The organism is Staphylococcus sp. 11-B-312 (assembly GCF_016743055.1).
Lineage (GTDB): Bacteria > Bacillota > Bacilli > Staphylococcales > Staphylococcaceae > Staphylococcus > Staphylococcus ureilyticus.
The window spans coordinates 1,901,290-1,915,086 of the sequence record NZ_CP068241.1 but is presented as its reverse complement, the minus strand read 5'-3'; the positions used below and the strand labels follow the sequence as shown (position 1 = coordinate 1,915,086).

14 protein-coding genes are annotated in these 13,797 nt (G+C 35.1%); all 14 read left to right on the top strand.

Annotated elements, in window-relative coordinates:
- Positions 1–57 precede the first annotated feature (57 nt).
- The 14 genes from JG554_RS09100 (at position 58) to JG554_RS09040 (ending at position 13,796) form a co-directional block, all read left to right on the top strand.
- Positions 58–414, top strand: a complete 357-nt coding sequence (locus JG554_RS09100) for a hypothetical protein (RefSeq protein ID WP_103161279.1) — start codon at positions 58–60, stop codon at positions 412–414.
- Positions 411–2,042, top strand: a complete 1,632-nt coding sequence (locus JG554_RS09095; protein ID WP_238394759.1) for a terminase TerL endonuclease subunit — start codon at positions 411–413, stop codon at positions 2,040–2,042. The genes JG554_RS09100 and JG554_RS09095 overlap by 4 nt, the downstream gene beginning before the upstream one ends.
- An 11-nt stretch (positions 2,043–2,053) precedes the next feature.
- On the top strand, positions 2,054–3,217 hold the full coding sequence (locus JG554_RS09090) for a phage portal protein (RefSeq protein WP_203265249.1): 1,164 nt from the start codon (positions 2,054–2,056) through the stop codon (positions 3,215–3,217).
- A complete protein-coding gene (locus JG554_RS09085; protein ID WP_203265248.1) occupies positions 3,210–3,995 on the top strand; it encodes a head maturation protease, ClpP-related in 786 nt (261 codons plus the stop codon). Before JG554_RS09090 ends, JG554_RS09085 begins: the two co-directional genes overlap by 8 nt.
- A 23-nt stretch (positions 3,996–4,018) precedes the next feature.
- Positions 4,019–5,230, top strand: coding sequence for a phage major capsid protein (locus JG554_RS09080; protein ID WP_203265247.1), 1,212 nt, complete (start codon positions 4,019–4,021; stop codon positions 5,228–5,230).
- Positions 5,231–5,246: 16 nt separating this feature from the next.
- Positions 5,247–5,417: a hypothetical protein gene (locus tag JG554_RS09075; RefSeq protein ID WP_186297065.1), complete on the top strand. Its 171-nt coding sequence runs from the start codon at positions 5,247–5,249 to the stop codon at positions 5,415–5,417.
- A gap of 5 nt (positions 5,418–5,422) precedes the next feature.
- Complete coding sequence (locus JG554_RS09070; protein WP_203265246.1) at positions 5,423–5,710, top strand: hypothetical protein; 288 nt, start codon at positions 5,423–5,425, stop codon at positions 5,708–5,710.
- Positions 5,694–6,044 carry a phage head-tail adapter protein gene (locus JG554_RS09065; protein WP_203265245.1) on the top strand — a complete coding sequence of 117 codons (351 nt, stop codon included), beginning with the start codon at positions 5,694–5,696 and terminating at the stop codon, positions 6,042–6,044. The genes JG554_RS09070 and JG554_RS09065 overlap by 17 nt, the downstream gene beginning before the upstream one ends.
- Positions 6,041–6,436: a hypothetical protein gene (locus JG554_RS09060; RefSeq protein WP_203265244.1), complete on the top strand. Its 396-nt coding sequence runs from the start codon at positions 6,041–6,043 to the stop codon at positions 6,434–6,436. Before JG554_RS09065 ends, JG554_RS09060 begins: the two co-directional genes overlap by 4 nt.
- A gap of 8 nt (positions 6,437–6,444) precedes the next feature.
- Positions 6,445–6,846 carry a hypothetical protein gene (locus tag JG554_RS09055; protein WP_238394758.1) on the top strand — a complete coding sequence of 134 codons (402 nt, stop codon included), beginning with the start codon at positions 6,445–6,447 and terminating at the stop codon, positions 6,844–6,846.
- Between the two features lie 62 nt (positions 6,847–6,908).
- On the top strand, positions 6,909–7,529 hold the full coding sequence (locus tag JG554_RS09050) for a major tail protein (RefSeq protein WP_203265243.1): 621 nt from the start codon (positions 6,909–6,911) through the stop codon (positions 7,527–7,529).
- Between the two features lie 104 nt (positions 7,530–7,633).
- Positions 7,634–7,960 carry a phage tail assembly chaperone G gene (gene gpG / locus JG554_RS09045; RefSeq protein WP_103161283.1) on the top strand — a complete coding sequence of 109 codons (327 nt, stop codon included), beginning with the start codon at positions 7,634–7,636 and terminating at the stop codon, positions 7,958–7,960.
- 41 nt (positions 7,961–8,001) lie between these two features.
- A complete protein-coding gene (locus tag JG554_RS13200) occupies positions 8,002–8,202 on the top strand; it encodes a hypothetical protein (RefSeq protein ID WP_073342768.1) in 201 nt (66 codons plus the stop codon).
- A 38-nt stretch (positions 8,203–8,240) separates the two neighbouring features.
- Positions 8,241–13,796, top strand: coding sequence for a peptidoglycan DD-metalloendopeptidase family protein (locus JG554_RS09040; RefSeq protein ID WP_203265242.1), 5,556 nt, complete (start codon positions 8,241–8,243; stop codon positions 13,794–13,796).
- The last annotated feature ends 1 nt before the right edge of the window (position 13,797 follow it).

Here is a 13,797-nt window from a genome sequence, read left to right as displayed (position 1 = left end):
AAAATAAAACATTACATAACCCCCTTAGGGTATATTGGCGTGAAATGAGGTGAAAACATGAAAGTAAGCGATAATGATAAGCAAGTAATTAAAGAACGCAAGCGATTGCTCGAAATATACAAAGATATTCCTGAAGATAAGTTAAAAGTCGCAGAAGGATTGATAATTCAAGCTGCAAGATTAAGGATAATGCTCGATTATATGTGGAATGATATACAAGAAAACGGTGAATACGCGATGTTCCAACAAACGGATAAAGCTCCGCCATATGAAAGAGAACGTCCTGTTGCTAGATTGTATACGACGAGAGATCAATCTTACCAAAGAGTAATTAAACAATTATCCGATTTACTACCTAAAGAAAACAAGGAAGAAGATAATAAAAAAAGAAGAACGTCGAGTGATTTATTATGAAGATAGTGGATGAAGTAAAACAATATATTGAACAATGGCGAAAAGGTTATATAAAATTTAATAAAGAACGAAGAATGTTGGTCGAACATCTCGAAAAACACGTATTTAATAGAGATGACATTTACTTTGATGAAACACATATAAAAAACTGTATTAGTTTTATCGAAAAGTATTATTTCAAATTGAATAGTTTCCAAAAGTTCCTAATAGCGTTTATTTTCTTAAAATACAAAGAAGATGACGCGCTTTTTTATGAGCAATTTTTCATAATGATGGCGAGAGGTGCTGGTAAAAATGGTTTGATCAGTGGCCTTAGTCATTATTTCATCAGTGGTTTGCATGGAATTAACCATTACAACATATCAGTTGTTGCAACATCAGAGGAACAAGCAAAAACTTCATTCGAAGAAATTTTTAACTGTATTAAAGAGAATGAGTTGGATGATGTTTTTGACAATCGCAAAGCACACATTACCGCATATGATACTGGTTCATATATAAAGTATCGTACATCGAATGCAAGTACAAAAGATGGGCTACGTGATGGTTGCGTTATATACGATGAGGTTGCAGCGTATGAAAATTGGGATACGGTAAACGTGTTTAGTTCTGGTTTAGGTAAAGTTAAACATCCAAGAGAATTTTTTATCAGTACAGATGGATTTGTTCGAGATGGTTTTATCGACAAGATGAAAGAACGTTCAATGGAAATTTTAAAAGGTGAAGAATTGGATGATCCGATGTTTCCGTTCATTTGCAGATTAGATGACCCTAAAGAAGTAGACGACAAAGAAATGTGGGAGAAAGCTAATCCGATGTTTTGTGAGCCACGTACCGAATATGCAAAAGGTCTTTTTAGAAAAGTGTTAATTCAATATAAGCAACTACCAAACAATCCTTCAAACAGACCTGAATTTATGACTAAAAGAATGAATTTACCTGAAGTTGATTTATCACTTTCTATTGCTCAATGGGAAGATATATTAGCAACAAATAAACGCATTCCTCCATTAGATCATCATACATGTGTAGGTGGATTAGATTTTGCAGATATAAGAGACTTCGCAAGTGTGGGATTGTTATTTAAAGAAGGCGATGAATACATTTGGAAGTCACACTCGTTTGTTAGAAAGGGTTTCTTAGAAAATGTAAGATTGAAAGCACCAATACATGAATGGGAAGAAAAGGGATTATTAACAATTCTTGATGAACCTGTTATTGATATCCATCACATTGTAGATTGGTTTAAAGAAATGAGAGAAAAATACAATCTGACTGTAATATGTGCAGATATGTATAGATTAGATATTGTAAAACAACAACTTGAAAAAGAAGGCTTCCAATTTATATATGTTAGAAATCCGAAATCCATCCAGTCTATCTTAGCGCCGCGTGTTGAAACGTTGTTTAGCCAACATAAAGTTGTATACGGAGACAATCCATTAATGCGGTGGTATACAAACAATGTTCAAGTCACTGTAAAAAAAGATGGTAATAAAATTTACGAGAAAAAAGATGAAGTCAGACGTAAAACTGATGGATTTCAAGCCTTTATACATGCTTTGTGGATAGCGGACACATATTTAAAAGATGAAGAACACTTCATAATGGCTGATATCGATTTCTAGGAGGTGAGAATTTGAGTATATTTGACAAAATAATGGGAAGAAATTCTGCAATTGAGTTTTCATATGATTTAGAACTTGTTAGAGAAACTTCCAACAAAGCCTACATAAAACGTTGGGCGTTAGACACATGTATCAATCACATTGCTAGGACAATAAGTCAAACAAAGTTTGAAATTATAGATGGTGATAGTAAAGATAATTCGTCTACAACACATTATAAATTGAATGTTAGACCAAATACTGATGAAAGTGCAGCTACATTTTGGCAAAAAGTTATTCGAAAGTTAATTTATGATAATGAAGTATTAATTGTAGTTACCGATTCTAAAGATTTAATAATTGCCGATGATTTTGTCCGTGAAGAATACGCTTTATATGATGACATTTTTAAAAATGTGATGTTAGGTGAGTTTGAATTCGAAAGAAATTTCAAAATGAGTGAAGTTATTTATTTAGAATATAACAATGAATCAATCACAAATATGCTAATGGGATTATTTAAAGATTATGGTGATATTTTTGGTCGTGTCCTTACTTATAATATGATGAGTAATCAAATAAGAGGGACAGTAGAAATGGATGCTTCTCTAGCGTTAAACGAAGCCTCAAATGAAAGTATGCAGAGATTCATCAATAAAGCGTATGAAGCATTTAGTAAAAATGATGTTGCAGTTGTACCAATGCAAAAAGGATATTCATATAAGGAACATTCTAATAGTAATGGTACGAAAGCCTCATCACAGATTGATGATTTAGCTAAAGTACCTAACCAACTATTGAGTTACGTAGCACGTAACTTAGGAATTCCCGTAGGGCTTATAAACGGTGATACAGCCGATATAGAAGCAATGACGGATAATTACATGAAATTTTGTATCAAACCTATTATTGAAAAGATTACGGATGAATTAAACGCTAAGTTGTTTAGTGAACGTGGCTATAAAGAAGGTAAACGAATAAAAGCAATTTCAATAGATCAAAAAGGACCGTTAGAAGTGAGTGAAGCTGTAGATAAACTCATTGCTAGTGGTTCTTTTAATAGGGATGAAATTCGAGAGCTTACTGGATATGAACCAATAGGAAGTGAAGAAATGCAGAAATTTATTATCACTAAAAACTATCGAACTGTAGATGAAGAAACAACAGGTAGTGAAGGAGGTGATATAGATGAGTAATAACGAAATCGATATTTACGGTTTTATTGATTCAATGACAGTCGAAGGTATGACGATTAGCCCACAAACAGTTAAAGACCAACTGAAAGAAATGAGCGACGAAAAAGAAATTATTGTAAACATAAACAGTCAGGGTGGTGATGTGTTTAGTGGAGTTGCTATATACAATATGCTTCGCCGTCAAGATGCCCATATCACCGTAAATATTGATGGTTTGGCAGCATCAATTGCTTCAGTCATTGCTATGGCTGGTGACGCAGTTAATATGCCAAATAATGCAGTACTAATGATTCATAACGCGTGGACGAATGTAACGGGAGATTCAAATGAATTTAAAAAACAAGCCGATTCATTAGAAAGAATCAATTCTGTTGTGTTTAACAGTTACATCGATAAAAATCCTGATATTGATCATGCGCTTCTACGTCAGTATATGGACGAAGAAACATGGTTTACAGCTAAAGAAGCAGAAGAATTAGGATTAATCGATAATATAACTGAAAGTACACGTGTTGCGGCTGCAACAACATCAGTCTTACTAGGAGGTGACAACAATATGTCAAAACGTTATAGAAATGAAGGTCCAGGTGAGCCACAAGAACCTAAAAAACAAGGTGAAGAAATTACTGCAGAAGATATGATGGACAAACTCGAAGAAATTTTAGAAGAAGTCAAAAAAGGTAATGATGGCAAAGAGGACAAAGAACCTAAAGAGCCTAAACAACCAGAACCACCTCAAAATAGCTTTGCAAGATTATTTAATATGCAAACAAAATAAACAATAAAAGGAGAATGAAGATTATGGCAATTGATTTAGAAAACAAAGAGCAATTTGAAAACTCTCAACAACTATTAAAGCAATTTTCAAATATGAGTCCGAATGCATCGGATGAACAAGTAAAGGAAAAGTATACAGAATACATGAACGCATATAGCGAAGATTTAGCTAATGCTATCCGTAAAGATATGCAAAATGAACAAGGGGACAACGCAGTATTAAACGCACGCAAAGTTAATCGTTTAACGAATGAAGAGAAGAAATTCTACAACGCATTAGTTTCTGAAGATCATGTTAATACAGATACAAACTGGAAAGATGGTGAACTATTACCAGAAACAGTTATCGACCGTATTTTTGAAGACATTGAGTCAGAGCACCCATTATTACAACACATCAACATTAACCGTACAGGATTAAAAGCACGTGTGATTCGTTCTGTGCCTGAAGGTCAAGTAGTATGGGGTAAAGTGTTCGGAGAAATACGTGGACAACTTGAGGCTACATTCTACGAACAAGATGTTTCATTAGGTAAAGCAACTGCATTTGTTGTAGTTCCTAAAGACTTGAAAGATGCAGGTGTACAATGGGTTGACCGTTATGTACGCGCACAAATCAAAGAAGCATTTGCAGTAGCAATTGAAAAAACTGCAGTTGTTGGTGAAGGCGCTGCTAAAGATCAACCAGTTGGATTAATGAAAGAAATTAATCGTACGAATGGTGCTGTGTCTGACAAAGCAGTTGCTGGTACTTTAACGTTAGCTGATGCAGATAAATCAATTTCTGAAATTGGTGGCGTTATTAAAAACTTATCAACTAAAGAGTACTACGATAAAGACGGTAACGTTAAGAAATCAAAAGGCGCTAGCGTTTTAAATAATGTTGTTATCGCATTAAACCCTGCCGACTACATTTACACAGGTGTAGCGTTCATGCAATTACACAATGGTCAATTTGTAAGTCCAATTCCATTTAACGTTACATTTGAACAATCTGAATTTGTGCCTGCAGGTAAAGCAGTAGCGTTTGATAAAACACGTTACAACTTCTATGCAGGAAGTGAAGTGATTGTTCGTGAATTCGACCAAACATTAGCTTTAGAAGATATGGATCTTTATACTGCAAAACAATTCTTATATGCAGAGCCTGACGATAATAAAACTTCATTTGTGTATGATGTTGACTTTTCAAGTTTAGGTTCTACTGATAATGCATCAGTTACACCAGAAGCATAATAAGGAGGTTATATAAATGGCAGAGTATAAAGTGCTAAAAGCTTATAAAGATAAGCAATTAGATAAAAATTTAAAAAAGAATGAAAAAGTAGAAATGACTGTCAAACGTGCTGATGAGGTTGAAGAAACTTTAAAAGCAAATGGATTTGACGGTCCTTTTTTAGAACGAATTAAAGAAAAGAAGTGATGTAAATGATTACTTCAGAACATGTTGAAGAATTTAAAGCACGTAATCGTATTTTCTACGACATGGAAGATGAACGCATAAAACGTGATTTAGAAATGTCATATGAAGATATAAAGCGGAAATGCGGTGATTTTTCAATAAAAGATATTACGCTTGGTCGTGAATTGGTCTATGAACGTACAAGATATGTATTCAATGATAAATTAGAAGAATTTCACGATAATTTTTTATCTAGTATTGTCCAATTTCAAATAATCAATATGGAGGTGCCAGAAGATGGTACAACAACGTAGACAAATGGTAACTGGTGGCGAAATGCGCACACCGGTTATTTTTTATATCGCAAAACCAAGTGACGACTTCTTGCCAGGTGAATCTGTGAGCGAAGTTTATTATAAATGTTTTGCGAATGTTTACTCTCCCTCTCAAAAAGACTTGGACATGACAGATAATAAAGCAAGTATAACGATGGTGACATGGTATCCAATGGGTAAGGAAATCATTGACGATATGTACTTTGAAATTGACTTACCTAGATATAAAGGTAAACATTTCAATATTGTACAAATTGATGATGATACAGATTACCACATGAATATTAAAATCATTGGAGAATACTCAAAATGAGTGTGGAAATAGAAGGTACGCATCAAATGTTACGTAAAATCGGAGAGAAGTATGGGGAAGCTAATATGCTTAAAGCTCAAGACAAGGCTTTAAATAACGGGGCTAAGTATTTTACATCTGTATTGAAAAGTAATTTTGAAGTCTTTAGAGATACAGGTGCAAGTATAGGTGAAATAACCGTTACGGACCCATATTTCATTCATGGCAATACACGTATGGTTAAAGTTCATTGGGAAGGTGCTCGAAACCGTTATTCCATTATTCACATAAACGAATGGGGTTCGGTTAAAAAACCTAATCCACGAGGTAAAGGTGCGATTGCTAGAACAATGTTTACAACAGAAATGCCATATAGGTCAATCATAAAAGAAACGTTAGAAGGTGAACTGTAATGTTTGATATGTTGAAAACTTTACAAAAATATTTATTAAAAAACGCAACAATTGCTCAGCATTGTACAGGTCGTATTCGAGCGTATCATTATGATGAAACTGCCGATACTTCTGGACCCTATATACTCATTAGTCCATTGATAGCACCACAACCGTCAACCTATGCGAGTGATACAAATTTATCGACTGAATATTTATATCAAATAGATGTACGTGGACCTAATTACGACATTGTTAAATTACTACAAGAAGAAATAAGAAAAACACTGTGGCAGATTGGTTTTCGTCAACAAGATGGTACTGATCAATACGACCACGAAATTAAAATTTATATGGATGCTCGTAGATATAGAGGTAATCCGTATACGATAGATGAATTAAGACATATTGATAAAGAATTAACTGAATAGGCAAGCCTTTCGTAATTAACGGAGGGCTATTTTTTATGCCTAAATTTAAGGAGGAAATATAAATGGGTAGATATAATGCTGCAACAGGATTAGGAAAAATGTATTATGCAGTTTTAACTGAACAACCAGATGGTTCAGTAGAAGTTGGAAATATTAAAGATGTAGACTATGTACAAGAAATGGAATTAGAGTTTGGCGAAGAATTAGAAAGAGCTTATGGTTCAAACAAAGTAGCGGAGATTGCAAAATCTGCTGGGGAAACAACACTTTCTCTAACATTCCATAAATTACCTATTGACGTTCAAAAAGACTTATTAGGTTTAGTTGAGCATAGCGAGAATAAAAATGTATATGGATTTAGTAATTCTACAGGTATTACTTACGCGGCTGTGGCTATTCCACGTACGATGGAAGATGGCTCAATGGAATGGTTTGGATTATCTAAAGGCGTATTCACACGTCCAAACAAAGAAGGTCAAACAAAAGAAGACGGCGTAGAATTCGGTTCAGACGAAATCGAAGGCCAATTCATGGAACGTGAAGTTGGCGGTTTCGAAGAAGAATTAGCAGTTATGATGGCATATGAGCCTAAAGGATCTACAGAAGGTAAAGACTCTGTATTCCAATCTATATTTGGTAAATCTGAAAATAATACAGTAACAGACAAAGTACCTGAAGCATAAAGACATTAGACGACTTTAACCGGTCGTCTATTTTTGTATACAAAAATAAAAAATCTAAAATAATCGGTTGAATATAAACCCCGATGAAAAGGAGTAAATAAATTATGGCAAAAGCATTAGTATTAAATATCAACGGTGAAGAAAAGAAATTTTATAAAGCAGGTAGCTTTACAGGTAAACAAGCACGTAAAGGTACACGTTTATCAATGCGTATGAGTGCTTTAAGCACAAACCCTGAAGGTTTAGACATTGAACAAGCAGAAAAATTTGAAGAAACATTAGATCAAATTGAAAAAATGGTTGTTGAAGATTTATATGATAACCAATTTACTGTAGATGAATTACAAGAAGGTGTAGATGGAGATAAATACTTCGAAACACTTATCACTGAAGTAAGTGGAGCTAATGAAGAGACGGGAAAGAAAAAATAGACAGTAGCTCACTTAAAAATGAAGATTTAACGTACGAAAAAATGGCGAAGAATATCGATGTTATTTATCAAGACTTGTTAGAAGCAGGTTGGAAAATGACGGAGATAGATAATACTGAAATTTTCGAGCTATTACGAATCTTACAGGATAAAAACAACAAACAAAGTAAAACTAAGAAAGTAAAAGTCAACGAGAGTCTAATTGGAGCAATTACTGGGAAAGACCCACGTCAATCCAGTTAGGCTCTTTTTTTATTATACAAAGAAAGGAGAGTGATTAAATGGCGGATGATATTAAAGGTTTTACGATTGATTTAGGTATCGACACCTCTGATATCGATAGAGGGATGGCCAATCTTCAACGTAAATTAAAAACTGCAGATGCGCAAATGAAAGCTAACCTTTCTACCTTTGATAAAGCTGAAAAGTCTGTTGATAAATTTGAAACTGAATTAGAAGGACTTAATAAAAAACTTACACAACAAGGTAGAGCTAGTGAACAATCTCAAAAGAAATTAGATCAGTTACGAAATGCTCAAGATAAAATGTCTGGAAAATTAAAAGAATCTGCGATAAACGCTCAAAATGCTAAAAAGCGTTATGATTCTTTGAGCAATTCATACGAAAAGATGAACAATGAACTGAAAGAGCATCAAGCTAAGGTGAAAGCAGCACAAAGTGCACAAAAACAAATGCAGAATACTGTCACAGCACTAAGCGCGAAAATGAAAAACGCTAAATCTTCTGTAGATGGCTTACAGGAAGAATTTGACCAATTAAATGCATCAGGCAAAGCGTCTAAACAAGAATTAACTTCGTTAGGCAATCAGTTAGCTAAAGCTAAAGCTCAATACAATAGTTTATCTAATGCTGTAGATAGCGCTAAGCAAGATTTAAATGAATCTAAAGTAGCAACAGCAAATGCAAAAAACGAATTGCAAAACTTTAGTGATGCCAACAAGGAAGCTATGACTAGCGCTAAAACTGCAATGCAGTCCGCAAAGCAAGAAGCTAACAATGCGGAGAAATCTTATGCATCGTTGAATAGAGAAGTTGCACAACTTCCTAGTAAATTAGATAAAGCCGAAAAAGAAGTGTATCAACAAGCGTTTGCATATAATGTATTGCAGAATCGTATTGATGAGACTAATGATGAATTAAGCGAATTCCAACGCAAACAAACTATGCTAGCTGTAACTGGTAGTACAGTTGCAGGTGCTTGGGGCGGTATGAACAGTCAAATGAGTAAAATTGCTAATACATTAAGAAGTGTTGGTGAAATAACTCAAGGTGTTATTAGCGGAATTGTCATTCAACAACTATCTACAATTGTACCAGTTGCTGGAAGTGCAGTTAGTGCTATTGCAGGTATCGGTGGCGCTGCTACTGCTGCCGCTGGTGGTGCAATTGGACTTGGTGGTGCTTATGGTGCTGCATTAGCTGGTGTTATGGCTTTCACAGGACAAGCAACGACAGCGTTACAAATGTTAGAAGATGGTCAACTTAAAGTTACTAGTCAAGTTCGTAGATACCAAACATCTTTAAGTGGGTTGCAAAATCAATGGAAAGGTCTTGTGCAGTCTAATCAAGCGGCTATATTTAATACAATGGCCAATGGCATTAATATCGCAAGAACTGCACTAACTAGATTAACTCCTTTTATTACGACAACTACAAATCAAATAGCCAGAGCGTCTAAAGAAATGAGCAATTGGGTTAATTCTTCAAAAAACGCTAACAATGCATTCAAACTTATTAATAATATTGGTCCACCTATATTCCAAAACTTACTTAATGCTGCTATGCGTGTGGGCGATGGTATCACACATATGTTTACTCAATTTGGTCCTTTGTTTACTTGGACAGGAAAAGGTATAGAAAGTCTAGCTAACAAATTTAACACATGGGCAAACAGTGCAAGTACAGATAGAGGGATAGCTCAATTTATTCAATATACTAAAACGAATTTGCCTATTGTAGGTCAAATATTTGGCAACGTATTTAGTGGTATTGTTAGCTTGTTCCAAGCGTTTAGTGGTCACTCACATGATGTATTAGTAGGAATGCAAGGAGTAACTAAAACATTTAAAGATTGGGCAGCTAACCTCCATAATACTGAAGGTTTTAAAAACTTCATTAAGTATTTAGATGAAAATGGACCAAGAGTATGGCAATTACTTAAAAATATTGGTTCTATTTTAGTTAGTTTAATACAAGGTATGGCACCGGTTGGCGCTGTAATGTTGAAATTAACCACTGCTATGACAGGTTGGATATCTTCTATGATGGAAGCACATCCTATGATAGGTAAGATTATAGGCGGTTTAACTGCATTAACTGGTACAGCATTGTTAATTGGTAAACCATTCTTATTATTAAGAGGAGCGCTATTAGGCGCAACAGGAGCTACAACTTTATTTGGTAAAGCTGGTGCTTTTGCTGTATTGAATTTGAAAAGACAAGCGATCCAAGCGAAAATTGCAACGGTAGCTACTACAGTTTGGACTGGTGTCACAAAAGCTGCTGCTATAGCAACACGTGGATTAGGCCTAGCTCTTCGATTTATGACTGGTCCAATAGGTTGGGTTATAACTGCTATCGGTGCATTAGTTGCAGGTATTATGTATCTTTGGAAAAACAATGAAACGTTCCGTAATTTTGTCATAACTGCTTGGAATCAAATTAAAGCCACAGCAATATCAGTTTTTGGCTTTTTAAAACCATATTTAGTTGCAATATGGAATGGTATAAAAACATCTGCAATTGTTGCATGGACTATTTTGAAAACTGCAGCATTTGCGACATGGAATGCAATTAAATTTGCAATTCAAAATCCAATTTTGGCATTAAGGAACGTTTTATCTGCTATTTGGGCTGGAATTAAATTCACAGCTATAGCAGTGTGGACAGGAATTAAGACTGCTGTATTGACAATTATTCGTACATGGTTAGCAGTAGCTAAAGCATACTTTAACGTTTGGAAAGTAGCGCTCACTGCGATATGGAATGGTATAAAATTTGTTGCAATAACTGTATGGAACGGTATCAAAAACTCAATATTAACAATCATTCGAACTTTAGTTGCAGTAGCTAGAGCTATTTTAAATACAATAAAAACTGTTGTTTCAACGGTGTTTAATGGCGCTAAAACGATTGCTATAACAGCGTGGACAATCTTAAAAAATAGAGTGGTTGCAATAACACGTGCAATTTGGACGTTAGTTAAAGCAATATTTACAGGATTAAAAAATTCTGTTGTAGCTATATTTAATGCAGTGAAGAACTTTGCTATAAGAATTTGGACTTTAATGAAAAACAGAATTATAGCGAATGCTAGATTGTTATGGACAGGTGTTAGAAATACGTTCAACGCTCTTAAAAAAGGTGTTATTGCCATATTCAACGCAGTTAAAAACTTTGCTATTAAAGTTTGGACAACGCTCAAAAACGGTGTGATAGCGAGAGCTAAATCACTGTGGAATGGTGTTCGTAACACTTTTAATGCATTAAGAAAAGGTGTAACAAACATATTCAATGCAGTGAAGAATTTCGCACTGAAATTATGGACAAATATGAAAAACGGCGTTGTTGCAAGAGCTAAATCTCTTTGGAACGGCGTTAAAAATATGTTCAACAAATTAAAAAATAGCGTGAATTCCATAACTAAAAGTATCAGATCGTTCTTATTTGATATATGGAATAAAATCAAAAATAAAGTAATATCTTTAGCTAAAGCCTTATGGAATAGTGTTAGAAATACCTTTAATAATATGCGTAACGGTATACGCGGTATTATTGGAAAAGTTAAAGGTAATCTTATTAACACATGGAATTCTATTAAAAGTAAAGTAACTGACATTGCTTCGAAACTATGGAATTCAGTCAAAGGCACTTTCAACAATATGAAAAATGGCCTTAAAGATATTATCGGAAAAATCAAAGGCCACATAACTGGAATGGTTGATGCAGTTAAAAAAGGATTAAATAAATTAATTGATGGTGTGAACTGGGTTGGTGGAAAACTTAATATGGATAAACTTCCAAAAATCAAGTTGCACACTGGAACAGAACACACTAATACGACTACAAATGTAGTTAAGAACGGTAAGATTGCTCGCGATACATTTGCTACTGTAGGAGACAAAGGACGCGGAAATGGTCCTGGTGGCTTCAGACATGAAGCTATCAAATATCCAAACGGTAAAATGGCACTCACACCAAACAGAGATACAACAGCATTCTTACCTAAAGGCTCGTCTGTTATGAATGGTGCACAGACACACTCTATGTTGAGTGGATTACCTAAATTTAATAATGGTACTCTATCCAACAAAAAACCTAAGAAAAAGAAAAAAGGAGATAATGTATTTGGCGATGCTTGGGACGCAAGTAAGGCTGGAGCTGCAAAAGTAGTCGATGGTGGAAAAGCTATAGTTAGCAAAACACTTGAAACTGCTGCAAAAGGTAAAAAGTGGCTTGGGGACAAAGTCGGCGATGTAATGGACTGGATAGAAAAACCTGGTAAGTTACTTAACAAAGTTCTAGAAGCATTTGGTGTAAACATGGAAGGCTTTGGAATTCCTAAAGCTGCATCCTTGCCGTTTGATATGATGAAAGGTATGTTCGGCAAACTTAAAAAAGCTGCAACGGATCTATTTACTAAATGGATGGAAGAACAAGGCGGCGGTGACGGTGGATATATTGACCTTTCTAAAGGTATTAACTTTGGTTTCGCTAGAACTGCTGCTGAAGCAGCTAGAATGGGATATCCATTCCCAAGAGCACATCATGGTTTAGATATAAATTATAAATATGACAAAGTCTATTCTACTTTGAACGGTATGGCTACAGCTAAAAAAGGCTATAACGGCGGATTTGGTAACATGGTATCTATAAAATCTGGTGCATTAGAAGCTATATACGGACACCTACACAAAATAGCCTTTAGTGGTAGTAAGAAAGTTAAACCAGGTACTTATTTAGGTATATCTGGTGGTGACCCTGCTAGAGATGGTGCTGGTGCTGGTAGTTCAACAGGACCACACTTACACTATGAAATGAGAAAAAATGGTGTGCCGTTTGATCCGAGAAATTGGTTGAAGAAAAATAACGGCGGCGGTAAGTCTGGTAAATGGAGTGGTGATGTTAAAAAGGCACTCAAACTAGCTGGACTACCTACTTCATCGGCGTATGTGAATGCTTGGAAAAAACAAATACAAACTGAATCTGGTGGAAATCCAAAAGCTTTAGGTGGTACTGACGGATTAGCTGATGGTCGTGCAAAAGGTTTAGTACAAGTTAAACCAGGTACATTCAATGCATATAAATTACCAGGTCACGGAAACATATGGAATGGCTTGGATAACCTAATTGCTGGTATGAGATACGCTAAAGCTAGATATGGTAAAGGCGGCATGTTAGGTGTTATTGGTAAGGGTCATGGATATGCTACAGGTGGATTAATCAAAAACGCTGGATGGTATAACCTAGCCGAAGGTGGTTATCCAGAGTGGGTAATCCCTACTGACCCTAGTCGTAACTCTGACGCAATGAAATTGTTAGCATTAGCTGCACAAGATATAGAAAGTAAAAATAAACGCAACAAACGTCCTAATCAAATGCGTACACCTTCTACTAGCGGTAACAGTAATGACAACACAGAATTGTTATTGCAAATGATTGCTAATCAACAAAGACAATTAGATGCATTAATGCAAATCGCACGTAGTAATAAGAACATTGAACAACAACCTAAAGGATTTACTGAAGGCGATGTATCACGAGCGCAAGGTAAACGTTCGCAAATGATGGCGTACAATATGGGAGGTGTATTCTAAT